The following is a 21,848-nucleotide window of genomic DNA, read 5'->3' as shown; positions in this document are numbered from 1 at the left end:
TTTGGCTTTGGCTTTGGCTTTTGATCTTGACCTGCCCCGTCGGAAGGCCGAGCGCAGGTTTTGCGCAGTGGGCAACCCGGCATGGATGCCGGGTTAGCCGCCCTTGGCCAGGGATGGCCGATGGCGGCGGGCCCACGGAGCAAGACCGGAGCGAGGGTATGGTGAGCCCAGGCGAACCACCGGACGTCAGGGGCGAGAGCGCTTGGTTACTTGGCGCTTTTCCAAGTAACCCGCCGTCAGGGCGGAACCCTGAGTCGCCGTTACCGCAGCAACGGATATGTACTCGATCAACAACCCTGTTTGGCAAACTACCCCATCGCCGCCAATCCCGTCGTCAAACTGGGCGCCAACGGCAGCACCGGCAGGACTGTCGCCTGATAGGCGTGATACAGGTCGGGTTTGCCAGCCCAGATATCAGCGCTTGGCTGATTTTGTGGATTGAGTTCGTGGTGCCAGCTGCCCTGCGCATAGTCGATGAACAGGGTTTCGTTGAACTCCCAGAAGCGGCGATACCAGTCTTCATACTGCTTTTCGTCAGTGCGTTGTAACAAGGCTGCGGCAGCGGCGGCTGCCTCGCAGTGCACCCAATGCAGACGATGACGCACCACCGGGCGATTCTGCCAGTCCAGGGTGTAGACGATCCCCGGCAAGCCATCGACTGCCCAGGCATTGCGGCAGGCGCTGGCGAACAACTGCTGCGCATCTTTCAGCAGCCAGGCCGGCGTGGGCAGATGCGCCCGTTGCCGTGCCGCTTCCAGATGCAACAACAGGCGCGCCCATTCAAACGCATGGCCCGGCGTGGTGCCGAACGGGCGAAAGCCGTCGGCGGGATTGTCGTGGTTATAGTCGGGCAATGGTTCCCAGCGTTGGCTGAAGTGCTCGACCACCTGAAAGTCATTGGCGGCGGCGTGACCGTGAATCACCCGTTCGACGATGCGCAGCGCGCGATCCAGCCATTGCGCGTCGCCGGTCACATCGGCCAGGGCCAGAAAGGCTTCGGTGCTGTGCATATTGCTGTTGGCGCCGCGATATTGCTCTTCGCCGCTCCAGTCCCGAGCGAAGGATTCGCGCATGGTGCCTTCCGCTTCGCTCCAGAAGCGGCGCTGGATGATCTGGATCGCGTCCGACAACAGCTCTTGCGCGCCCGCGCGCCCCGCCACCACAGCGGAGCTGGCCGCCAACGCGACAAACGCGTGCAGGTAGGCTTGCTTATCAGCCTTGCGGCCATCGTCAAGCGGCCCGCTGAACCAGCCACCGTGCTCGGCGTCGCGCAGCGGCCCGGCGAGCGCCGCAATGCCGTGATCCACCAATGCCGCGCAACCGGGTATGCCGCGCACGTGGGCCATGGCGAAACTGTGGGTCATGCGGGCGGTATTCATGGTTTCGGCACGGGCGTCGGCAGGCAGTACGCCGCGTGCGTCCAGATTGCCAAACCCTTGGGGCAGGCGCGAAGCCTTGGCGAAACTCAGCAGGCGGCTGCCTTCGCGAGCCAGCCAATCATGGTGGGCCGGCGCGCGCAGCCAGCTGCTGAAGGTGTGATTTTTATTGTCCATGGAAGCTGTTTCGCCTCTGTCGATAGTCCGATGGCCGGGATGATCGGCCGTGGCGAATCATGCCCGGCCCGGACGGCCAGCGGCAAGCGGTCCAGCACGTGGACAGCTCGCCGTTATACCTCGACAGATGAATGCTGCTTCAGACCTTGAAGCGAGCCACCACCGCGTTCAACTCCACGGCCAGACGCGACAGCTCATGACTCGACGCGCTGATCTGATTGGCGCCATGGGTCGATTGCATGGACAGATCACGGATATTGACGATATTGCGATCCACTTCCCGCGCCACTTGCGCCTGCTCTTCAGCAGCGCTGGCGATGACCAGGTTGCGCTCGGAAATCTGGTTGATCGACGCGGTGATATCGCTCAGCGATACCCCAGCGCCTTGCGCCAGAGAAAGAGTTTCGCCCGCGCGCTGACTGCTGGTCTGCATCGATTCCAGCGCCTGAGCGGAACCACTGCGCATCGCCGTGACCATCTTGTCGATTTCCAGCGTCGACTGCTGAGTGCGGTGCGCCAGGGCCCGGACTTCATCGGCCACTACTGCGAAACCGCGTCCTGATTCCCCTGCCCGTGCGGCTTCAATGGCGGCGTTGAGTGCCAGAAGGTTGGTCTGCTCGGCAATCGAGCGAATCACGTCCAGCACCTTGCCGATATCCTGGGACTGATCCGCGAGGTTCTGCACCAGTTTCGAGGTTGCCTGAACGTTATCGGTAAGGGTCTGGATCGACTGCACCGTGTCCACCACCCGAGCCTGCCCGGCCTGGGCCGAAACGTTGGATTGGTTGGAAGCATCGGAAGTCGACACGGCGTTGCGCGCCACTTCTTCCACCGCCGAGGTCATCTCATTGATGGCGGTGGCCGCTTGATCGATTTCGGCGTTCTGCTGGTGCAGGCCACGGTAGCTGTCTTCGGTCACCGAATTGAGTTCAGTCGCCGCCGACGCTAGCTGGGTCGCCGAGCTGCCGATATGACGCATGGCCGAACGCAGATTGCCCTGCATTTTTTCCAGAGCGGCCAACAGACGTGTGACTTCGTCATTGCCATCCACGTGAATGGTTTGCGTGAGGTCGCCGGCGGCGACACTTTCAGCGGCGATCACGGCGGTGTGCAGCGGGCGCACGATACTGCGCGTCAACCACAAGGCCAGGACGATGGTGCCCAGCCCGGCAATGACCACGAAGAACAGGACGATGGTCTTTGATTTACTGTATTGCGCCTCGGCAGCCTGGCCTTCGGCGTCAACCTGATTTGCGTAGAACTCGCCAAAATCACTGAGTTGCTTGCCGGAACCGTCGACGATCGGCTTCATGTCCACCAGCAGCAGCTTATTCAGCGCGTCGCGGTCGTTCTGAGCCGCCAGGACGAAGGAACGCTCGAGCCCTTTCTGATAGTCGCCCAGCGTTATGCGGAACTGGTCATTGAGAACCTTTTCTTCCGGGGTATCGACAAAGGCGCTCAACGTATCGAGCTTTTTATTCAGGTCCTGATTACGTACATCCAGCTGACCGCGGTAGGTAGCGATGTTCTTTGGGTCTGGGTCCAGCGCCATACGCAGCGAGATAGTGCGGATACGCAGCATGTTTTCCCGAATATCGCTGACCACCCGCATGCTCGGCATCCAGTTGCTTTCAACCGCCAATTCGCTCTGGCGAATGGCCGACATCTGCGCCAACGCGAACCAACCCAGCAAAGCAACCAACAGGGAAATCAGGGTGAAGCCAAGGCCAGCGCGGCGGGCGATGGTCAAATTGCGTAGGTTCATGGCCATGAGCTCTTGTTATTGAACAGAAGGGTTATCAGGAAACAGGACTTGGCAGGCTTGAATTGTCCGACAACTTCAGACGCTATCGACTTGACCGCGCGCTTCTTGAGCGTTCCTGGGTAACAATTCTTTCATCCAGGCCAGAATTGTCCGACGAACGAAGACACTCAATCCGATATCCGCTTGTCTAGAACCTAAGTGCCTGGAGTTTTTTATCAGCGCTCAGGCATGTCTTGAGGAGATTTAGTCATGCATCTTGAAGGTTCCTGCCATTGCGGTGAGGTCGAGTTCAGCCTGAACAGCGCCCATCCGTATCCTTATCAACGCTGCTACTGCTCGATCTGTCGCAAGACACAGGGCGGGGGCGGCTATTCGATCAACCTCAGCGGCGACGCTAAAAGCCTGAAGGTCAAAGGCCGCGAACACATCGCGATTTATCACGCCAGGATGCGTGATGATCATCATGTGCATACCAGCAGCGCCGAGCGGCATTTCTGCAAACTGTGCGGCAGCGGCTTGTGGCTGTTCAGCCCCGAATGGCCCGAGCTGATCCATCCATTTGCGTCAGCTATCGATACCCCGCTGCCGACACCGCCTGAACACACGCATCTGCTGATCGATTCCAAGGCGTCGTGGGTGCAAGTGCAAGCCCACGAGGGCGATAAGCTGTTCGATGGTTTCCCCGAAGAATCCATTGCCGACTGGCACGAGCGCCTGGGCCTGGTCCGCTGACGATGTGGATTTTAGTTGCAGTGAACCTTGGCACCCGGCGCCTGACTCCCAACAAAAGCCTGCCAGGAGAAAGCCATGGCCCTGCCTACCGTCGCCCGCTTTGCTGATCTTGCCAAAGATCGCCGCAGCGAAATCAAGATCGGCGAACAGACCATTGTTCTGGTGCCCATCGGTGAGCAAGTGCGTACCTATCAAGGCAAATGCCCGCACGCGGGCGCACCGCTGGCCAAGGGCGCGATCTGTACTGAGCAAATTCGTGATCTCCGGGGATATGCCGCCGGATGAAACACCGCCGCTGCGGGAAGAAAGCTTCTATCGCGAGGTGAATTTTCTAATAGCGACGCCTTTCCAAACGCGGCGACTCGGAGTATCGGCGTCTGTTGCACAACAGCTCAATGGCGGCCAGTCGGTCTGAAACCTGGAAACCGTATTACCAAAGCTACCTGGCCCGAGGGTTCAAACCCACTCAAGCGCTGGTAGTCCTCGCCCGAAAGCTCGCGCGAGTCATGTTTGCCTTGATGAAAAGCCAGACGGAGTACACCCCAAACTTTATGCCTGGGGTTGCTCACGAACATAGCATCTCCAACGCGGTGGACGGGCGCTGGCCAATTCAAACCAGTTCTGAAATCTCGATCAGGTTCAAATCCGGATCACGCACATACACCGAGCGAATCGGCCCCGTGGCGCCGGTGCGCAGGATCGGGCCTTCGATAATCGGCCACTGCGCCGCGTTCAAATGCTTGATGACCTGCTCCAGCGGGATAGACGCGATAAAGCACAGGTCCAGCGCACCCGGCACTGGCACATGAGCCTTGGGCTCGAACTCATGCCCGCGGATGTGCAGATTGATTTTCTGATTGCCAAACCGAAACGCCATACGCCCGGCGCCGAAGGTTTCCAGCTGCATTCCCAACACGCGAGTGTAGAAATCCTTGGTGGCTTCGCCATCGACGGCGGTCAGTACCAGGTGGTCCAGATGATCGATCATGGTTGCGCTCGGTTGTTTGGTGGGTTTAGCGTGGCCGCGGGAGGCTTGCCGGATAACAGGAGGCGCGCCTTGTCGGTCAAGTAGTAGGCCTGCGCGGGACTGCGCGGTGAAGCAGGTTTGGTCATCTGGATGAGCCCGGCAACCAGTGCCGGGTTAAGGTAACTATTGCGAAACGACTGGCGATGCGTGAGCCCTAGATGCTCAATCAGCTCGGCAGCACCCAGTGCCTGACCGTTGCGCAAAGCTTCAAGAAGCCGCCGGACTTGTTCGGTCACTTGTGCGGCTACTTGTGCGGTAGCTTGTGCGGTCGGTTCAACACTCTGGATACTCAACGCAGCCGCTTCTGCGAGTGCCTGCTGTAGTGCGCTCAACATGAACTCTACAAACGGCGTGGCCTCAGCCAGTTGATCCGCCGCAGCCAGCGCTGCGGAGTAAGCTTCCTGCTGCTCGCGGATAACCGTCTCGACAGGAAGATAAGCCAGCATCGGTCGCCACTGGCTGAGCATGAGCGTTTGCCATAGTCGCCCCATCCGTCCATTACCGTCGGCAAATGGATGAATGAATTCAAATTCGTAGTGAAAAATGCAACTGGCGATCAGCGGATGGACTTGCGCAGTTGCTACCCAACCGAGCAAATCATCTATCAAGGTCCTGACCCGATTGGCCGGCGGAGCCATGTGCAAAAGTCGATTGCCACGATAGATGCCCACTCCTCCTTGCCTGAAGCAACCGGCATCATCAATCAATCCCAGCATCAGCAGGTTATGGGCAGCCAATAAATCGACACAGTTGCTCGGCCGCCATTGGGTCATCGCTTCATAGGCAGCGAAGGCATTGCGTACTTCCTGAATTTCCCGAGGCAAACCCAATACCCGCTGCCCATCGAGAACCGCAGTCACTTGCTCAACACTCAAGGTGTTGTTTTCGATGGCAAGGGACGCCTGAATCGTCCGTATCCGATTACCGCGTCGCAACATCGGCGCGTGACTGACTTCACCCAGGGCCGACAGCCGCCCCAATTCTTCGCTGATGTCCGCCACCAGGGAAAGCATTCGCGGGGTCAAGGTCACGGGAGGTTGGTATTTCTTCATGCATTCGATTCCAGGATCAATTCACTGCGCAAAACCGACACTATCGTCGCTCATCTGCCCGGCAGAATCACGCCCGAGACTGAACAGACGCTGCACTCCGCTTCACATGCTCGATAAACCGCGCCACGGCCGCGGCCTTTTCGTAGCGTCGGTAGATCAGTGACAGACATGAGCGAGGCTGGCAGTCGTGAAGCGGGCGGTACAGCACGCTGGGCAGCTGGATGCGCTCGACCATCGATTGCGGCACCACGGCGACGCCCTGCCCCAGGGAAACCAGGGCAACCACCGACACCAGTCCGCCGGGTTGCGGGCCGAGTTTCGGAGCGAACCCGCCTTGGGCAGCAACGTCGAAAGTGCCTGATATCTGCTCGGGCAGAATAAAGGTTTCATTCTGCAGGTGCGAAGCTTCGATCTGTTTCAGGTTGCAGAGCCAGGAACCGGCCGGCAACGCCAGAACGAATGCTTCTTCAAACAAATCCAGACGGCTCAGCGACTCCCCCAACGGCATCGGCGAGCGCACGTAGCCGATATCCAGCCGCCCTTCCTCGATCAGGCGCGGCAAGGTCGGCATCAGTTGTTCGGTAATTGTGAAGCCTACATCGGCATAGCGTTGCCGAAACTCGCTCACCTGATTTTGCAAAACCCCGGAGAACACCGCTGAGGCGACGTAGCCCAGCTGGATATGTCCGGTTTCACCCCGCCCGGCCCGCTGCGCACTGAGCTGCGCGGACTCGAACTGGCGCAGCGTCGCCTCGGCTTCGATCTGCAAGGCGCGCCCGGCTTCGGTAAGGCTCACGTCCCGTTGCGAGCGTTGCAACAGGCGTGTGCCGAGTTCGCTTTCCAGGTCTTGAATCTGCCGGGTCAGGGTCGGTGGCGCGATGCCCAGCTGTTCGGCAGCGCGAACAAAGCTCTTGTGCCGGGCAACCGCCAGGAAATAGCGGAAATGACGGATTTCCATTTTGAATTAGCTCACAGGTAATCAAGTGACGCGGCGCGGGTAATAACACCAAGGCGATGCCGGGATAAGCTGGCCGCTCATGCTCCTTAGGAAGATCAACGATGCGCGTCAAATCAGCTCTTGTCATGCTTTTCAGTGCGCTGGCTTTGCAAATAGCCAACGCGGCCGAGCCCGCAGCGAACATTACTCACAAAGCAACACTTGATCTGAAAGCCGCCAGCCAATTGGTGCAGGCGGCGCAATCCTACGCTGGCCAGCACGGATGGCCCTGTGCGGTTGCGGTCGTTGACGATGGCGGATGGCCCATTCTGACGGCACGCATGGACAGCGCTCCGGTAGTTGCCGGCGTCGAACTGGCCCAGGGCAAGGCGCGGACATCGGCCCTGTTCAAGCGTCCATCGGACGATCTGGAGAAAGGCATCAATGGCGGGCGCACAGCGCTGATCACTGCCGGCCTGCTGATGATGAAGGGCGGCCAGCCGATTCGCGTCGAAGGCCAGGTAGTGGGCGCCATCGGCGTCAGTGCCGACACGCCGGCCCACGATGATGAAATCGCCCTCGCCGCCTTGCAGTCCTTGCAGGTTCCGCAATCACATCAGTAATCGCAGGCCCACCATGAAAATCACCAGACCCAGCCCACGCATGACTCTTTTGACCGCTTCCGGTGTCTGCTCGCTGATCGTTCTCGACACCAATATCGTCGCGGTGACGCTGCCCAGCATCGCTCGGGACCTGGGCGCCAACTTTGCCGACATCGAATGGGTGGTCAGTGCCTACATGCTGGCTTTCGCCGCGCTATTGCTACCGTCCGGCAGTGTCGCCGACCGCTTCGGGCGCAAGAAAATGCTGCTCTGCGGGCTGGTGCTGTTCATTGCGGCTTCGCTGGGGTGTGGCGCGGCGCCCAATATCCTGTTCCTCGACATTGCCCGTGCCCTCAAAGGTATTGGCGCTGCGCTGCTGCTGACCTCGGCACTGGCCACCATCGGCCATGCCTTTCATGACGAAACCGAACGCGCCAAAGCCTGGGCGTTTTGGGGCGCCTGCATGGGCGTGGCGATGACGGCCGCGCCCACCGTGGGCGGCGTGATCGCCGAACTGCTGGGCTGGCGCTGGATTTTCTATCTGAATCTGCCGGTTGGCTTGCTGCTGCTTGCGATGGTTCGGCGCAATATCGAAGAGTCGCGCAACGAACAGTCCGCGCGTCTTGATCCCTGGGGCAGCCTGACGTTCAGCGCGGCGTTGCTATGCCTGATCTGGGGCTTGATCGAAGCCAATCGTATCGGCTGGGACAACTCGATCACGTTCTTGCGCATATTCGGCGGCCTGGGGCTGCTGGCGATGTTCGTGCTGGTCGAGCGGATGCAGCACAAGCCCATGGTGGATTTGCAGCTGTTCAAATCCCCGCGTTTCATTGGCGCATTGCTGGGCATGTTCGCCTACGCCGGATGCGCTCAGGTGATGATGACCCTGCTGCCGTTTTATCTGCAGAACGGGCTGGGCTTCAGCGCCATCGCTTCAGGTCTGGGCATGCTGCCCTTTGCCCTGACCATGCTGGCGTGCCCGAAAATCGGCGCCAGGCTGGCGCGGCACTGGTCACCGGCAACCCTGATGGCGCTGGGTTTGACGCTGGTCGGTTGCGGCAACCTGCTCAGCGCCTGGGCGGTGTCCGGCGGCGGTTATCTCGGATTTGCCTGCGCCATGGCGGTGACCGGGGCCGGTGCCGGGCTGCTGAACGGTGACACGCAAAAGAACATCATGGCCTGCGTGCCTCGTGACCGCGCCGGCATGGCCTCCGGCATGAGCACCACCATGCGTTTCAGCGCGATCATGTTGGCCATCGGCGTCTACGGCGCTTTATTGGCGAGCCACACCGAGCAAAACCTGAAGATCGCCATGCAGGCGCAGGCGTCGAACTGGCTGAATCAGGCCGACGGCATCGCCTCGCGGGTGGTTGCCGGCGATATGGGCGCGGCCATGGCCCCCCTGACCGAGAGCGCGCGGTTGATCGTTCAACCCCTGGCGCAACAAGCCTTTGTGCAAGGCTTCGCGACATTGCTCTGGGTTGCCGGGCTGCTGGCCTTGCTTGGCGCTGCGGTGGTGGGTGCATTGATGCGCAAGCCCATCGTGCAGTTACATCTGCAATCGGCGTGAAGAGCTTTTTTATCCAGTTCTTTTCAGGGCGAGGGAATAAAGCTCGATGAGCTTCGTCGTACAGGCTCAAGAAGTTGAACTCAGCTGAACGAGATGCTCATCATGAAAACCGCACTGATTGCCTTCACCTTGCTGGCCCTGGGCAGCGTTGCTTCTGTCGCCAACGCTGGCCTCAAGCCTCAGGCTAATGTCCAGGATTACACCTACGGCACAAAACTGGACATCGCCAAAGTCGTCAGCACCCCGGAACTGAATTTCTGCGGGGTACGACCAGTGGAAATGACTTACGTCGACCACATGGGTAAAACCCATACCCTGCGCTACGAGGTCAATGGCACCGGTTGCCTGGGTGACAATTGATCCGCAGCGATCAGCGCGCCGCCAGTTGCCAGAGGCGCGCCAGATCCCGTGCCCGGTCGTGCAACAGGGTCGGGGCGTCGCGACAGGCCTGTTCCAGTGTCATCGGGCCGCTGGCCAAGGCAAATGCCGCGCTGATGCCGTGCTCGTACAAGTTGGCGTAATCCTCGCCGAGGGTGCCGGCCAGGACAATGACCGGCACGCCAGCCCGCTTGGCGACGCGCGCCACGCCGAACGGCGTCTTGCCGCGTAAGGTTTGGGCATCGAAGCGACCTTCACCGGTAATCAGCAGATCCGCGCCTTGCAACGCCTGCGCTAGACCGGTGAGATCAGCCACCACCTCGACCCCCGGCCGGAACGACGCATTCAAGTAGGCCTTGGCCGCAAAGCCCATGCCGCCCGCCGCGCCACAGCCCGGTTGGTCACGCAGATCGTGGCCGAGCACCCCGGCTGAAAGATCGGCGAAGTGCCCGAGGGCGTCATCCAGTTGCAGAACCTGCTCTGGCGAGGCGCCTTTCTGCGGGCCGAAAATGTGCGAGGCGCCGTTGAGCCCGCACAGTGGATTGTCGACATCGGCCGCCACTTCAAACTGTACGTCGCGCAAACGCGCATCCAGGTGTTGCACATCGATCCGGGCGACCTGCGCCAGCGCCAGCCCGCCCGGCGCAACCGGCGTGCCGTCGACATCGAGAAATCGTGCGCCGAGCGCCGCAAGCATGCCGCTGCCCGCGTCATTGGTGGCGCTGCCGCCAATCGCCAGAATCACCCGCACCGCTCCGGCCTCCAAAGCCGCCAGGATTAATTCGCCGGTGCCGTAGGTGCTGGTGCTGCGCGCGTCGCGCTGGTCGAGGGTCAACAATTGCAAACCGCTGGCCATGGCCATTTCGATGATTGCCGTCTGGCTCGCGGCCAGCCAGCCCCAATGGGCAACAACCGGCTGACCCAGCGGCCCGCTGACCTCGGCGCTCATCAGCTCGCCGTCACACGCAGCGAGGACCGCCTCGATGGTGCCCTCGCCGCCATCGGCCATCGGACACTTGATCAGCTCGGCGTCGGGCCACACTTCGGCCAGCCCGCTGGCAATGGCATCGGCGACACCCTGGGCACTCAGACTGTCCTTGAAGGAATCGGGGGCGATGACGATTTTCATGTTGTTGTTCTCCGTAAACGCAGTGTCGCGATGTTCTCATCCTAGGCGGGATATGCCTCGCGCCCTGCGCACCAAGCAAACGGCAGCCTATTGGTCATTTGAACAAAGCGCAGCGCGCGGCGTCATGTGCAGACCCAGATACAGGCGCAGCAGATCGTCGGTGCGATAAGGATCGCAGCCGCTCAGCTCGGCAATTTTTTCCAGACGATAACGCAAGCTGTTGCGGTGGATGCCGAGGACATCGGCGCAGGCCTGGCTTTCGCCGCTGTAGTCGAACCAGCTGCGCAGGGTTTCCAGCAGTTGAGCGTGGCTGTGCAAACGCGCAATCGGCTGGGCGACCTGCGCCGCCAGCCAGTCATGCCGATAACGCCAGAACAATACCGGCAGGCGATACGCTGCCAGACGCAACAAACGTTGCTGCGGCTGAACCTCACGGGCGTAATCCAGTAAATCCCGGGCGGCGGCGACCGCATGCCGCAAGCTTGGCAAATCAGGTGATTGCTCGACGGTCGCCATGCGCAGCACCTGCCAGCCTTGCTCGTCGAATTGCTCCAGCAGCAAGGCGTCGTCGCGATCCTTGCCCATGGCCCGACACCAATGGATCAGCATCGGTTCGCGAGCCAGGCACCAGCTATTGGCATAACGACCATTGAGCCAGGCCACGACTTTGCCAGCATCGCTGGCGGGTCCGGCCAGTTCGATCACCACCACCTGGCGCGGCAGAGCGGGTTGCAGGCCTAGCTGCTGCGCCTCGTCCACCAAATATTCCGGACACTCGGCCAGCAGCAGGCGTGACAGCAAATCCTCGCTGCGCTGATGGCGCCACTGCTGATCGGCCTGCTGACGGCGATGCTCCATGAGCATCTCGGCGGTCATTTTCACCAATTCGGCGTAGACCCGGACCTGCTCCGGTTCGCCGGTGATACCGAGCACGCCGACCAGTTTCTGATCGAGCATCAACGGCAGGTTCACGCCTGGCTTGACGCCATCCAGTTGCTGCGCGGTGCTGGCGTCGATTTCCACGACGCGATGGTTGGCCAGCACCAATTGCGCACCTTCATGCCGGGTATACAAACGCCCGGCGTCGCCGCTGCCGATGATGATGCCCAGATAATCCATGACGTTGACGTTGCACGGCAAAATGGCCATGGCCCGGTCGACGATGTCCTGCGCCAGCGAATGATCAAGGGCGAACATGGCGGGCTCCCGACGAAGAACTAAGGATGATGTGCATACAGGTGCCGCTGGTTTTTATTTGAGCATTGAGTCTGCCTGATTCTGGATGCGAGTGCGATTGACATGGCAACGTGCTGGCACCGCATGCATTACGTTGCACCTGTCACAGCTTGCGCCGCTCTATCGATGCACCTTCTTCAGCGGAGAATCCCTTATCTTGCCCAGAAGAGGCTGGCTGAGGCACTGAATAATCGGCAGCATCACCGACGCCTTCCCGGATGAATCCGGTCCTACAAAAGCCCAGCCGCCAGCGTCCGCTTTCACTCCAGCGGCGCGAGCCTTTCGCGGCTGTTGCTCAGGTGGGTCCACATGGCCGCGCGGGCGGCGTCCGGGTCCTGGCGACGGATGGCGCTCAGCAGCGCTTCATGTTCAAGATTGGCCAGATAGCCATGACGGGCCAGATTGGCGCCCGCGCGTTCGCTGGAGGCGATGCGGCTGCGGGGAATGATCGCGCTGCCCAGGTGCTGCATGATCTCGGCGAAGTACGGATTGCCGGTCGCTTCGGCGATCAGCATATGAAAGCGTTTGTCCGCCTCCACGCAGCTGTCTTCCTTGGCCAGCAGATCCTGATAATCATCCAGCGCCTGGCGCATGGCGGCCAGTTGCTCGTCCGTGCGGCGCAACGCCGCCAAGGCGACCGCCTGGGTTTCCAGGCCGATCCGCAGTTCGATGATGTCGCGCACGCTCGCTGCGGTTTCGACTTTCAGGCGCAGTCCGGTGTGATCACTGCGCTCCAGGACGAACGTGCCGACACCGTGATGGGTTTCCACCAGCCCGGATGCCTGCAATTTCGATATCGCTTCGCGCACCACAGTGCGGCTGACCCCGTGCTCGCGGACGATTTCGCTTTCCGAAGGCAGCTTGTGACCGGGCGGAATCTTGCCAAGAAGAATGCGCTGGCTCAGATCGGTGACCAGATCGGTGGCCAGATTATGTTGCCGGCGCTTGGGAATCGGCCGAATAGGCTCTTGCATGAAAAGAGATGTCCTGGACACGGAAATCGGGGAATGGGCTTGAAGGACATACTACTGCGCACTTGTCTGACGAGCTAGCGACGCAAGCTGACTTGTCTAGCTTGTATGATAAGTAACAAATCATCAACCCGCCGTAAAAACGCCCAAAAGCCGCTTGATGAATTTTTTTTGCCGAGTCGTCAATCAGCCCGTCAACCACCAGCAACGCCAATGGAAGCAGGCATAAAGCGGTAATTCTAGCGACCCACCTGTGACTACCCGTCCCTTGCCAGCAAAAATATCTGACAAACCGAATCGATGACCCCTTGCGTCACAAGTCTTTACTTGTATGATGTCTATCAACCCAAGCAACCTAGTTTTCCCATAACCCGCATAAAAATAACGAGTGGGAGATTCACCTGTGAACACATCCAATACCAGGGTGAGTGACGGCGCGGATTCGGCTTTGCTTTCGGCGGTATCGAAAGTAAAGCGTCATGTCCTGCCACTGTTCGTCATCATGTTTATCGTCAATTACATCGACCGGGTGAACATCGGCTTCGTGCGTTCGCACATGGAACACGATCTGGGCATCGGTGCCGCCGCCTACGGATTTGGTGCCGGACTGTTCTTCATCGGTTACGCGCTGTTCGAAGTCCCTTCCAATATCCTCCTGCAAAAAGTCGGCGCCCGTATCTGGCTGACGCGCATCATGCTCACCTGGGGCACCGTCGCCGCCTGCATGGCGTTCATCCAGAACGAAACCCACTTCTATCTCCTGCGCTTGCTGCTCGACGTCACTTTAGCCGTATTCGTCTCTGGCGCTATCTATCACTTCACCCGCGGGCTGCCGGGCGTCGAGCGCGGTAAGGCCCGCGAGGAACAGGACGCATGGTCATCGCGCAATACGCCCAAGGTTACCCAAGCCGCACCTGTGACCCATCTGGCACCGGCTGCCCACTACTGATCGTGCGCCACGACTTTTAAGGACTCAAACATGAATACGCTGAACAACCAGACCGTCAACAAAGCACCTGTCATCACCAGCATGCAAGTGATTCCAGTGGCCGGTCACGATGGCATGCTGCTCAATCTGAGCGGTGCCCACGGGCCGTTTTTCACCCGCAATATCGTGATTCTCAAGGACAACGCCGGGCACACCGGTGTCGGCGAAGTGCCCGGCGGCGAACGCATTCGTCAGACTCTGGAAGACGCTCGGCAACTGGTGGTCGGCAGCACCATCGGCAACTATCAGAAAATCCTCAACTCTGTGCGCCAGGCTTTCGCCGAGCGCGATGCCGGCGGTCGTGGCCAGCAGACTTTCGACCTGCGCGTGACGATTCATGCGGTTACCGGTATCGAAGCCGCCCTGCTCGACCTGCTGGGTCAATATCTGGACGTTCCGGTCGCCGCCTTGCTGGGCGAAGGTCAGCAACGCGACGAAGTGAAAATGCTCGGTTATCTGTTCTACGTCGGCGACCGCAACCAGACGGATCTGGCCTATCGCGGCGAGCCTGATGCCGATAACGACTGGTTCCGTCTACGTCACGAAAAAGCCCTGACCGCCGATGCCGTGGTGCGTCTGGCCGAAGCCGCGCATCAGCGCTATGGCTTCCAGGACTTCAAGCTCAAGGGCGGCGTGCTCAGCGGCGACGACGAAATCCAGGCGGTTACCGCACTGGCCGAACGCTTCCCCGAGGCGCGCATCACCCTTGATCCGAATGGCGCATGGTCGCTGAAAGAAGCGATTCGCCTATGCCGGGATCAGCATCACGTGCTGGCTTATGCCGAAGACCCCTGCGGCGCGGAAAACGGCTATTCGGGTCGTGAAGTCATGGCTGAATTCCGCCGGGCAACGGGCCTGAAGACAGCGACCAACATGATCGCCACCGACTGGCGGGAAATGGGCCACGCGATTCAGCTGCAATCGGTGGATATTCCACTGGCCGACCCGCACTTCTGGACCATGCAGGGTTCGGTCCGTGTTGCGCAGATGTGCAACGAATGGGGCCTGACCTGGGGCTCGCACTCCAACAATCACTTCGATATTTCCCTGGCAATGTTCACCCACGTGGCGGCGGCGGCACCGGGCAATATCACCGCTATCGACACCCACTGGATCTGGCAGGACGGCCAGCGCCTGACCAAAGCGCCGTTGCAGATCGTCGGCGGCTGCGTGCAGGTGCCGAAAAAACCCGGCCTGGGCGTCGAATTGGACATGGATCAGGTGCACAAGGCCCACGAACTCTATAAAGGCATGGGCCTCGGCGCACGAGACGACAGCGTGGCCATGCAGTTCCTGATTCCGGACTGGAAATTCAATAACAAGCAGCCGTGCCTGGTGCGTTGATTCCATAAATAACCCCACCCCGTTCCTACGGAACCGGATGTTTGTCGCGCGAAACCGGGGCGCGCCCTTTTATCAAAAATTTGCCAAGCTGGCACGCGGCGCGCAACCCCCTTGCGCGCCGTCTTTTTATAACCACGCAACGGCCGTGCTAAGGTTTGCGAACCTTTCGTCTCGATGCCCTGCCATGTCCCATATCGCTCACACTCACCCTCGTTTGAGCATCGCCGCAGGCCTGGGCCTGATCAGCGGTTTCGCGTCGGCGATCCTTACGCCGGACATTTCCCTGACCACTAAATGCCTGATCGCCTGGAACGTTGGGGTGTGGATTTATTTGGGGCTGATCATGCTGCGCACCTTTCGCACCAATGCCGAAGACGTCGAGCGGATTTCCCTGATCGAAGACGAAAACGCCAGTCAGGTGCTGTTCACCGTATGCATTGCCGCTCTGGCCAGCCTCGCAGCAATTACCCTGGAGCTGGCCGGCAGCAAGGAGATGACCGCTGACGCCCGCGCCATGCACTACGCGTTCACTGGTTTGACCATTGTCGGTTCGTGGCTGGTCACCGGGGTGATTTTCAGCCTGCATTACGCACGGCTGTTCTACACCTGGAAAGGTAAGGAACCGGCGTTGCGCTTCGCCGACGGCGAATTGCATCCGGATTATTGGGACTTCCTGTATTTCTCCTTCACCCTCAGCGTGGCGGTGCAGACTTCCGACGTAGGCGTGGCGACCCATGGGCTGCGCAAGACTGTGTTGTCTCAATGCCTGATCGGCTTCGTCTTCAATACGGCGATTCTCGGTTTTTCCATCAATATTGCTGCCGGACTGTTTGGCTGAGCCGCTAACGGGCTAAAGAGTCGCTCGGCGCAACATCTTGTTTCCCGCGCCGGCGGTCGGCGGTAAGGTAAGCGCACAACCCTAAAAACCTTTCCTTTGCTTTAGCGAGGCGATCACCAAATGACTCAACGCTCTCCCGCGAGAATTGCGGTACTCGATGACTGGCAGTCGGTGGCCAGCGACGTCGTGGACTGGTCGGTATTGAACAGCATTGGCGAAGTCACTTTCCTCCACGAATTCCCGACCGACACGGACAGCATGGCCGCGCGTTTGCAGGCATTCGATGTCATTTGCGTGATGCGCGAACGCAGCATCTTCGATGAAGCCCTGCTCAGCCAGCTGCCGCACCTGAAATTGCTGGTCACCGGCGGTATGCGCAACGCTGCGATTGACGTCAAGGCGGCCGGCAAGCTCGGCATCCAGGTGTGCGGCACCGACAGCTACAAACATGCTGCCCCGGAACTGACCTGGGCGTTGATCATGGGCATCACCCGCAATCTGGTGGATGAAGCCAATTCCCTGCGCAGCGGCCAGTGGCAAATCGGCCTGGGCAGCGACCTGCATGGCAAGACGCTGGGCATCCTCGGCCTGGGCAGCATCGGCAAGTGGATCGCCCGCTACGGCCAGGCGTTCGGCATGCAGGTGATTGCCTGGAGCGAAAACCTCACGGCCGAAGCGGCTGCCGAATCCGGCGTGACCTATGTCAGCAAGCAGCAATTGTTCGAACAGTCCGACGTGCTTTCGGTGCATCTGGTCCTCAGCGATCGCAGTCGCGGGCTGGTGGATGCGCAGGCCTTGAGCTGGATGAAGCCCGGCGCCTACCTGATCAACACCGCGCGCGGGCCGATTGTCGACGAGGCAGCATTGATTGAAACCCTGCAACAACGCCGTATCGCCGGTGCCGCGCTGGATGTGTTCGCCATCGAACCGCTGCCCGCCGAGCACCCGTTCCGCACCCTGGACAATGTGCTCGCCACCCCGCACATCGGCTACGTGACCGAAAATAACTACCGCACGTTCTTCAGTCAGATGATCGAGGATATCCAGGCCTGGGATGCCGGGGAGCCGATTCGGGTGTTTGCCTGATACCTCAGACCCTGTTGGAGCAGGGCTTGCCCGCGAAGGCGATTTTCCAGTTCAGGAAGATACTGTGAATGTCCCGACCTCTTCGCGGGCAAGCCTCGCTCCCACAAATTGTGACGATTACCAAGGAGCTTCACCATGACCCAGTCTCGATTCGACCTCGACAGCGTCCTGCTGGTCATCGACATGCAATATGACTTCATGCCCGGCGGCGCGTTGGCGGTTGCCGATGGCGATGCGCTGGTGCCGCTGATCAATCGTCTGGGCGAGCAATTTCGCGGCGTGGTCATCACTCAGGACTGGCACCCGTCCGGGCACATTTCGTTCGCTTCCAGCCACCCCGGCCGCCTGCCTTTCGAAAGCACCACCCTGCCCTACGGCGCGCAAACCCTGTGGCCGGACCATTGCGTGCAGGGCAATCATGGCGCGCTATTACACGCGGATCTCGACCTGCCTCACGCGCAGTTGATCCTGCGCAAGGGCTGCAACCCGCATATCGACAGCTATTCGGCCTTTCTCGAAGCCGACCGCAGCACACCGACAGGTCTGGCTAGTTACTTGAAGGAACGCGGCGTGCAGAGTGTCTTCGTGGTCGGCCTCGCCCTGGATTTTTGCGTGGCCTGGTCAGCACTGGACGCACGGGCCGCAGGCTTTACCACGGTAGTCATCGAAGACGCCTGCCGCGCCATCGACATGAATGGTTCCCTCGACAAAGCCTGGCAGGACATGCTCGCAGCGGGTGTGACGCGCATTGATAGCAGCGAGTTGCTGAATTAGCAGATGCAAAACCTGTGGGAGCAAGCTTGCTTGCGAAGGCGGTATTTCAGGTTCGAAAGATTCAGCATGATCATCCGCCTTCGCGAGCAAGCTCGCTCCTACAAAAGGTTGTGCGTTGCCACTCAACCCAACGCAAAACGCTTCAACGTCTCGCCTTCAAGGCGATAGCGCACCCACTCATCCTGCGGCTGTGCGCCGATGGATTTATAGAAGTCGATGGCCGGTTGATTCCAGTCCAGCACACTCCACTCGAAGCGCCCGCAGCCGCTGTCGTAAGCGATTCTGGCCAGCTGCCGCAACAGCGCCTTGCCTGCACCGACGCCGCGATGTTGCGCAGAGACAAACAGGTCCTCCAGATACAACCCCTTGCGGCCCAGCCAGGTGGAATAACTGAGGAAATACACAGCAAAGCCGATGGGTTCATCGTCCAGCAGGCAGATCAACGCCTTGGCCGGGGATGGCTCGTCGAACAGGCTACGCTCGATCTCCGTCACGCTGGTCAGCACTTCGTGCTCGGCTTTTTCGTAAATCGCCAGTTCAGTGATAAAGCCCAGAATGACCTTGGCATCGGCCCGGGTCGCTTCGCGGATTTCGAGGGTCAAAACAGTTCTCCTTTTTATGGATTGGGCATCGTTCAGGGTCGAACGATGGGCGGTGAATTGTGTCTTAACCAGCAGCCCGGCGCAGCATTCATCTGTCTGTGCCCTACCCGCGTCTAGCCCCATTAGCACCAAGGAAGTCGTATGCAAGAGCACACAGAAGGCAAGACCCCGGGTCTGTCCGCTGAAGAAGAGCGCGAAGTCGATAAAAACCAGCCGCCCCGCGCAGCGGTACTCCACGAGACTATCCGTATCCAGGGCGATCACGAACTGGAGCGCAGCGTTGCCGCGCTCTGGTGGTCGGCACTGGCTGCGGGCCTGACCATGGGCCTGTCGCTGATGGCCATGGGTTTGTTCAAATCCCGGTTGGCGGATGTCGAGGCCAGTCACGTGATTGCCAGCCTGGGTTATTGCGCCGGGTTCCTCGCGGTGATTCTGGCCCGTCAGCAACTGTTCACTGAAAACACCATCACGGCGGTACTGCCAGTGATGAGCAAACCGACGCTGGCCAATTTCGGGCGCTTGCTGCGATTGTGGGGCGTGGTGCTGGTGGGCAATCTGTGCGGCACACTGCTGGTTGCCTACGTGATGCTGCATTTGCCGATTTTCGATACCAAGACCGACGAAGCCTTTCTGGAAATCGGCCGCAAGGTCATGGAAAACGACGTCACGCACATGTTTTCCAAAGGCATCGTGTCCGGCTGGATGATCGCCACTATGGTATGGATGATTGCTTCCATGGAGTCGGCGAAGATCTGGATCATCATTCTCATCACTTACCTGATGGCCCTGGGCGACTTCACCCACATCGTGGTGGGTTCCGCTGAAGCCGGGTATCTGGTGTTCGCCGGCGAGCTGTCCTGGCATGACTTCTGGCTGGTATTTGCCGGGCCAACTCTGGCGGGCAATATCATCGGCGGCAGCTTTATCTTCGCCCTGATCAGCCATGCGCAGATCCGCAGCGAGAACGACACCACCGCGAAAATGGAACGCGACCGCAAAGCCAGGGCGCTGGCCAAGAAGCAGCAGGATGAGCAGGATCAGGCTGCCGGTTAACGTTCAGAAGGACAGGCCCGGCACATGAAAATCTTTTCAGAAACCGGGCCCGGGTTTGCAGGCAGAATACGGCTTTGGCCGTAACCCTTTCAGGCAGGCAACATGACCCGAATTCTGACCATCGAAGACGACGCCGTCACGGCACAGGAAATCGTTGCCGAACTGAGCAGCCACGGACTTGACGTGGACTGGGTCGACAATGGCCGCGAAGGCCTGGCGCGGGCGGTCAGCGGTGACTATGACCTGATCACCCTGGATCGCATGCTGCCGGAAGTCGACGGCCTGGCGATTGTCACCACCTTGCGCGCTCAAGGCATCTATACCCCGATCCTGATGATCAGCGCCCTTTCCGATGTGGACGAACGGGTACGCGGCCTGCGTGCCGGTGGCGATGATTACCTGGCCAAACCCTTTGCCTCCGACGAAATGGCCGCGCGCGTTGAAGTCCTGCTGCGCCGACGTAATCCGGTGGCGGCCTCGGAAACCGTGCTGCGGGTCGCCGATCTTGAGCTGAACCTGATCAAGCGCGAAGCCAGTCGCGGCAAGCAGCCGCTGACGTTGCTGCCCACCGAGTACAAGCTGCTGGAATTCATGATGCGCAACAGCGGGCAGATCATCACCCGGATGATGATCTTCGAAGAAGTCTGGGGTTATCACTTCGATCCGGGCACCAACCTGATCGACGTCCACATCGGTCGCTTGCGCAAGAAACTCGATCCACCCGGCATGACCCCGCTGATTCGAACCGTGCGAGGCTCGGGCTATGTCATTGCTGAACCCGTCTAACGGCTGGCGTTCATCCAGCAGCCGCTTGCTGGCGCTGTACAGTTTTCTCTTCGTAGCCTGGAGCTGCACCCTGATCGGCGTGGTGTACTGGGAAGTCACCAGCTATCTCGACAACCTGGCCCGCCACTCGCTCATGCAACGCCAACAACTGTTCGCCCGCTTCCAGGGCGAACAACTGGTCGAAGCGCTGGCCACCAGCATGACTTTCGACATGCGCGCCGTGGACGCCTACGGCCTGTTCGACGCTCGGTTGCAGCCATTGGCCGGACCGATCCGCAACATCCCGGCCAGTCTGCCGCTGGACGGCACGATTCACGAACTCAACAACTGCGTCGACTCCGATGACCCCGACATGCCGCGCGACAGTTGCGATGCAGTCGCCAGCCGAACCCTGGACGGACACTGGCTGGTGCTGGTGCGCGACAACGGTTCGCTGTTCGCCGTCACCACGCTGATATTGCATGCTCTGCTCTGGGGTTTGTCGCTGACGATTATTCCCGGCATTGCCGGCTGGCATTTGCTACGGCGCCGCCCGTTGCGGCGCATTCGCGGCATTCAGGCCAGCGCCGAAGCCATCGTCGCCGGGGACCTTACCCGCCGCCTGCCGGTTTCAACCCGTCGCGATGAGCTGGACATGCTGGCCGTGATCGTCAACGCCATGCTCGACCGCATCGAAAAACTGATGAACGAGGTCAAGGGCGTCTGCGACAACATTGCCCACGACCTGCGCACGCCGTTGACCCGCCTGCGTGCGCAGCTGTACCGCATTCAGCAGCAGTCGCCGGAAGATTCCCTGGTCGCCACGCAAATGGATCAAGTCATCGCCGAAGCCGACACGCTGATGGCACGCTTTCGTGGCTTGCTGCGAATTTCAGAGCTGGAAGATCATCAACGACGCTCGGCATTCGTCGAACTGGAGCCCAAGCCTCTATTGCAGGAAGTGCATGATTTCTACTTGCCGCTGGCCGAAGAAGGCGGTGTCAGCCTGTATTTACAGGTGGACGACGACCTGCCGCCATTGCTCGGTGATCACGCCCTGCTGTTTGAAGCGCTGGCCAATCTGTTGAGCAACTCGATCAAGTTCACACCACCGGGCGGCAGCGTCACTCTTGGCGCACGCGCCGAAGGCGGCAGCACCTGCATTACCGTGGAAGACTCCGGCCCCGGCATTCCTGAAGCGGAACGCAAAGCGGTATTCCGACGTTTCTATCGCAGTGAAAACGGCAATCAGCAAAGCGGCTTCGGCCTGGGCTTGTCCATCGTCGCGGCGATCGTCAACCTGCACGGCTTTACGCTGCACATCGGCACCAGCTCATTGGGTGGCGCGAGTTTGAGTCTGGAGTGTCGGCAGGTTAAGGCGTTGGTTTGAGTTGCAGGAGACTAGCTCAATCCGTAGGACCGGCTTTAGCCGGGAGGGCGGAAGAT

At 60.0% G+C, this 21,848-nt stretch carries 20 protein-coding genes and 3 pseudogenes; 14 read left to right on the top strand and 9 right to left on the bottom strand.

The annotated features are described in order from the left end of the window. Nucleotides 1–308: 308 nt before the first annotated feature. Together AABC73_RS11260 and AABC73_RS11255 are read right to left on the bottom strand one after the other, a co-directional pair. Nucleotides 309–1,553: an AGE family epimerase/isomerase gene (locus AABC73_RS11260; protein ID WP_341523633.1), complete on the bottom strand. Its 1,245-nt coding sequence runs from the start codon at nucleotides 1,551–1,553 to the stop codon at nucleotides 309–311. A 139-nt stretch (nucleotides 1,554–1,692) separates the two neighbouring features. Beyond that, nucleotides 1,693–3,318, bottom strand: coding sequence for a methyl-accepting chemotaxis protein (locus AABC73_RS11255; protein WP_341523632.1), 1,626 nt, complete (start codon nucleotides 3,316–3,318; stop codon nucleotides 1,693–1,695). A gap of 249 nt (nucleotides 3,319–3,567) precedes the next feature. Between AABC73_RS11255 and AABC73_RS11250 the strand changes: the two genes are divergently transcribed. The 3 genes and pseudogenes from AABC73_RS11250 to AABC73_RS11240 form a co-directional block, all read left to right on the top strand. Continuing rightward, complete coding sequence (locus tag AABC73_RS11250; protein ID WP_341523631.1) at nucleotides 3,568–4,050, top strand: GFA family protein; 483 nt, start codon at nucleotides 3,568–3,570, stop codon at nucleotides 4,048–4,050. 75 nt (nucleotides 4,051–4,125) lie between these two features. Continuing rightward, a pseudogene (locus AABC73_RS11245) lies at nucleotides 4,126–4,372 on the top strand (Rieske 2Fe-2S domain-containing protein); the annotation flags it as partial. A gap of 28 nt (nucleotides 4,373–4,400) precedes the next feature. Then, nucleotides 4,401–4,595: pseudogene (locus AABC73_RS11240) on the top strand (IS110 family transposase); the annotation flags it as partial. Nucleotides 4,596–4,660: 65 nt separating this feature from the next. On the opposite strand, the gene AABC73_RS11235 reads toward AABC73_RS11240, so the two are convergent. The 3 genes from AABC73_RS11235 to AABC73_RS11225 all read right to left on the bottom strand — a co-directional run bounded on the left by AABC73_RS11235 (nucleotide 4,661) and on the right by AABC73_RS11225 (nucleotide 7,087). Further along, a complete protein-coding gene (locus AABC73_RS11235; RefSeq protein ID WP_341523630.1) occupies nucleotides 4,661–5,038 on the bottom strand; it encodes a VOC family protein in 378 nt (125 codons plus the stop codon). Beyond that, nucleotides 5,035–6,129, bottom strand: a complete 1,095-nt coding sequence (locus AABC73_RS11230) for a Fic family protein (protein ID WP_341523629.1) — start codon at nucleotides 6,127–6,129, stop codon at nucleotides 5,035–5,037. The genes AABC73_RS11235 and AABC73_RS11230 overlap by 4 nt, the downstream gene beginning before the upstream one ends. A gap of 67 nt (nucleotides 6,130–6,196) precedes the next feature. After that, a complete protein-coding gene (locus AABC73_RS11225) occupies nucleotides 6,197–7,087 on the bottom strand; it encodes a LysR family transcriptional regulator (protein WP_341523628.1) in 891 nt (296 codons plus the stop codon). A gap of 101 nt (nucleotides 7,088–7,188) precedes the next feature. Here AABC73_RS11225 and AABC73_RS11220 point away from each other — a divergent pair, with 101 nt between their 5' ends. From AABC73_RS11220 to AABC73_RS11210, 3 genes are all read left to right on the top strand, one after another. Further along, a complete protein-coding gene (locus AABC73_RS11220) occupies nucleotides 7,189–7,689 on the top strand; it encodes a heme-binding protein (RefSeq protein ID WP_341523627.1) in 501 nt (166 codons plus the stop codon). Nucleotides 7,690–7,702: 13 nt separating this feature from the next. Next, complete coding sequence (locus AABC73_RS11215) at nucleotides 7,703–9,238, top strand: MFS transporter (RefSeq protein WP_341523626.1); 1,536 nt, start codon at nucleotides 7,703–7,705, stop codon at nucleotides 9,236–9,238. Between the two features lie 102 nt (nucleotides 9,239–9,340). After that, nucleotides 9,341–9,598 (top strand): DUF2790 domain-containing protein, encoded by a 258-nt coding sequence (locus AABC73_RS11210; protein WP_065834259.1) that lies wholly within the window; start codon nucleotides 9,341–9,343, stop codon nucleotides 9,596–9,598. Nucleotides 9,599–9,608: 10 nt separating this feature from the next. Here AABC73_RS11210 and AABC73_RS11205 read toward each other — a convergent pair whose 3' ends face one another. The 3 genes from AABC73_RS11205 to AABC73_RS11195 all read right to left on the bottom strand — a co-directional run bounded on the left by AABC73_RS11205 (nucleotide 9,609) and on the right by AABC73_RS11195 (nucleotide 12,955). Next, nucleotides 9,609–10,745, bottom strand: a complete 1,137-nt coding sequence (locus AABC73_RS11205; RefSeq protein WP_341523625.1) for a glycerate kinase — start codon at nucleotides 10,743–10,745, stop codon at nucleotides 9,609–9,611. An 87-nt stretch (nucleotides 10,746–10,832) separates the two neighbouring features. Next, the gene (locus AABC73_RS11200; RefSeq protein WP_341523624.1) at nucleotides 10,833–11,942 is read right to left on the bottom strand and encodes a sugar diacid recognition domain-containing protein; all 1,110 of its coding nucleotides are present in this window, start codon (nucleotides 11,940–11,942) and stop codon (nucleotides 10,833–10,835) included. Between the two features lie 299 nt (nucleotides 11,943–12,241). Beyond that, a complete protein-coding gene (locus tag AABC73_RS11195; protein WP_341523623.1) occupies nucleotides 12,242–12,955 on the bottom strand; it encodes a FadR/GntR family transcriptional regulator in 714 nt (237 codons plus the stop codon). 400 nt (nucleotides 12,956–13,355) lie between these two features. Here AABC73_RS11195 and AABC73_RS11190 point away from each other — a divergent pair. The 5 genes and pseudogenes from AABC73_RS11190 to pncA all read left to right on the top strand — a co-directional run. Beyond that, a pseudogene (locus AABC73_RS11190) lies at nucleotides 13,356–13,808 on the top strand (MFS transporter); the annotation flags it as partial. Between the two features lie 123 nt (nucleotides 13,809–13,931). Further along, nucleotides 13,932–15,284, top strand: coding sequence for a glucarate dehydratase (gene gudD, locus AABC73_RS11185; RefSeq protein ID WP_341523622.1), 1,353 nt, complete (start codon nucleotides 13,932–13,934; stop codon nucleotides 15,282–15,284). 184 nt (nucleotides 15,285–15,468) lie between these two features. Beyond that, nucleotides 15,469–16,122: a DUF1345 domain-containing protein gene (locus tag AABC73_RS11180; protein WP_341523621.1), complete on the top strand. Its 654-nt coding sequence runs from the start codon at nucleotides 15,469–15,471 to the stop codon at nucleotides 16,120–16,122. 120 nt (nucleotides 16,123–16,242) lie between these two features. Further along, complete coding sequence (locus tag AABC73_RS11175) at nucleotides 16,243–17,208, top strand: D-2-hydroxyacid dehydrogenase family protein (protein ID WP_341523620.1); 966 nt, start codon at nucleotides 16,243–16,245, stop codon at nucleotides 17,206–17,208. A 135-nt stretch (nucleotides 17,209–17,343) separates the two neighbouring features. After that, entirely contained in the window at nucleotides 17,344–17,982 is a 639-nt protein-coding gene (gene pncA / locus AABC73_RS11170) for a bifunctional nicotinamidase/pyrazinamidase (protein ID WP_341523619.1), read from the top strand. Between the two features lie 122 nt (nucleotides 17,983–18,104). Here pncA and AABC73_RS11165 read toward each other — a convergent pair whose 3' ends face one another. Next, a complete protein-coding gene (locus AABC73_RS11165; protein WP_341523617.1) occupies nucleotides 18,105–18,584 on the bottom strand; it encodes a GNAT family N-acetyltransferase in 480 nt (159 codons plus the stop codon). Between the two features lie 141 nt (nucleotides 18,585–18,725). On the opposite strand from AABC73_RS11165, the gene AABC73_RS11160 reads away from it, so the two are divergent. The 3 genes from AABC73_RS11160 to AABC73_RS11150 all read left to right on the top strand — a co-directional run bounded on the left by AABC73_RS11160 (nucleotide 18,726) and on the right by AABC73_RS11150 (nucleotide 21,792). Beyond that, entirely contained in the window at nucleotides 18,726–19,637 is a 912-nt protein-coding gene (locus AABC73_RS11160; protein ID WP_341523616.1) for a formate/nitrite transporter family protein, read from the top strand. 102 nt (nucleotides 19,638–19,739) lie between these two features. Beyond that, nucleotides 19,740–20,423: a response regulator transcription factor gene (locus AABC73_RS11155; RefSeq protein ID WP_341523615.1), complete on the top strand. Its 684-nt coding sequence runs from the start codon at nucleotides 19,740–19,742 to the stop codon at nucleotides 20,421–20,423. Then, nucleotides 20,401–21,792 carry a HAMP domain-containing sensor histidine kinase gene (locus AABC73_RS11150; RefSeq protein ID WP_341523614.1) on the top strand — a complete coding sequence of 464 codons (1,392 nt, stop codon included), beginning with the start codon at nucleotides 20,401–20,403 and terminating at the stop codon, nucleotides 21,790–21,792. Before AABC73_RS11155 ends, AABC73_RS11150 begins: the two co-directional genes overlap by 23 nt. The last annotated feature ends 56 nt before the right edge of the window (nucleotides 21,793–21,848 follow it).

Origin of the sequence: Pseudomonas sp. G.S.17 (genome assembly GCF_038096165.1) — a bacterium.
Classification (GTDB): Bacteria; Pseudomonadota; Gammaproteobacteria; order Pseudomonadales; family Pseudomonadaceae; genus Aquipseudomonas.
This window is presented reverse-complemented; position numbering and strand designations above follow the sequence as displayed.

What these genes read in the sequence shown, in the direction of transcription:
- AABC73_RS11260 (WP_341523633.1), bottom strand. Translation starts at nt 1,553, where the DNA reads ATGGACAATAAAAATCACACCTTCAGCAGCTGGCTGCGCGCGCCGGCC.
- AABC73_RS11255 (WP_341523632.1), bottom strand. Translation starts at nt 3,318, where the DNA reads ATGAACCTACGCAATTTGACCATCGCCCGCCGCGCTGGCCTTGGCTTC.
- AABC73_RS11250 (WP_341523631.1), top strand. Translation starts at nt 3,568, where the DNA reads ATGCATCTTGAAGGTTCCTGCCATTGCGGTGAGGTCGAGTTCAGCCTG.
- AABC73_RS11235 (WP_341523630.1), bottom strand. Translation starts at nt 5,038, where the DNA reads ATGATCGATCATCTGGACCACCTGGTACTGACCGCCGTCGATGGCGAA.
- AABC73_RS11230 (WP_341523629.1), bottom strand. Translation starts at nt 6,129, where the DNA reads ATGAAGAAATACCAACCTCCCGTGACCTTGACCCCGCGAATGCTTTCC.
- AABC73_RS11225 (WP_341523628.1), bottom strand. Translation starts at nt 7,087, where the DNA reads ATGGAAATCCGTCATTTCCGCTATTTCCTGGCGGTTGCCCGGCACAAG.
- AABC73_RS11220 (WP_341523627.1), top strand. Translation starts at nt 7,189, where the DNA reads ATGCGCGTCAAATCAGCTCTTGTCATGCTTTTCAGTGCGCTGGCTTTG.
- AABC73_RS11215 (WP_341523626.1), top strand. Translation starts at nt 7,703, where the DNA reads ATGAAAATCACCAGACCCAGCCCACGCATGACTCTTTTGACCGCTTCC.
- AABC73_RS11210 (WP_065834259.1), top strand. Translation starts at nt 9,341, where the DNA reads ATGAAAACCGCACTGATTGCCTTCACCTTGCTGGCCCTGGGCAGCGTT.
- AABC73_RS11205 (WP_341523625.1), bottom strand. Translation starts at nt 10,745, where the DNA reads ATGAAAATCGTCATCGCCCCCGATTCCTTCAAGGACAGTCTGAGTGCC.
- AABC73_RS11200 (WP_341523624.1), bottom strand. Translation starts at nt 11,942, where the DNA reads ATGTTCGCCCTTGATCATTCGCTGGCGCAGGACATCGTCGACCGGGCC.
- AABC73_RS11195 (WP_341523623.1), bottom strand. Translation starts at nt 12,955, where the DNA reads ATGCAAGAGCCTATTCGGCCGATTCCCAAGCGCCGGCAACATAATCTG.
- gudD (WP_341523622.1), top strand. Translation starts at nt 13,932, where the DNA reads ATGAATACGCTGAACAACCAGACCGTCAACAAAGCACCTGTCATCACC.
- AABC73_RS11180 (WP_341523621.1), top strand. Translation starts at nt 15,469, where the DNA reads ATGTCCCATATCGCTCACACTCACCCTCGTTTGAGCATCGCCGCAGGC.
- AABC73_RS11175 (WP_341523620.1), top strand. Translation starts at nt 16,243, where the DNA reads ATGACTCAACGCTCTCCCGCGAGAATTGCGGTACTCGATGACTGGCAG.
- pncA (WP_341523619.1), top strand. Translation starts at nt 17,344, where the DNA reads ATGACCCAGTCTCGATTCGACCTCGACAGCGTCCTGCTGGTCATCGAC.
- AABC73_RS11160 (WP_341523616.1), top strand. Translation starts at nt 18,726, where the DNA reads ATGCAAGAGCACACAGAAGGCAAGACCCCGGGTCTGTCCGCTGAAGAA.
- AABC73_RS11155 (WP_341523615.1), top strand. Translation starts at nt 19,740, where the DNA reads ATGACCCGAATTCTGACCATCGAAGACGACGCCGTCACGGCACAGGAA.
- AABC73_RS11150 (WP_341523614.1), top strand. Translation starts at nt 20,401, where the DNA reads ATGTCATTGCTGAACCCGTCTAACGGCTGGCGTTCATCCAGCAGCCGC.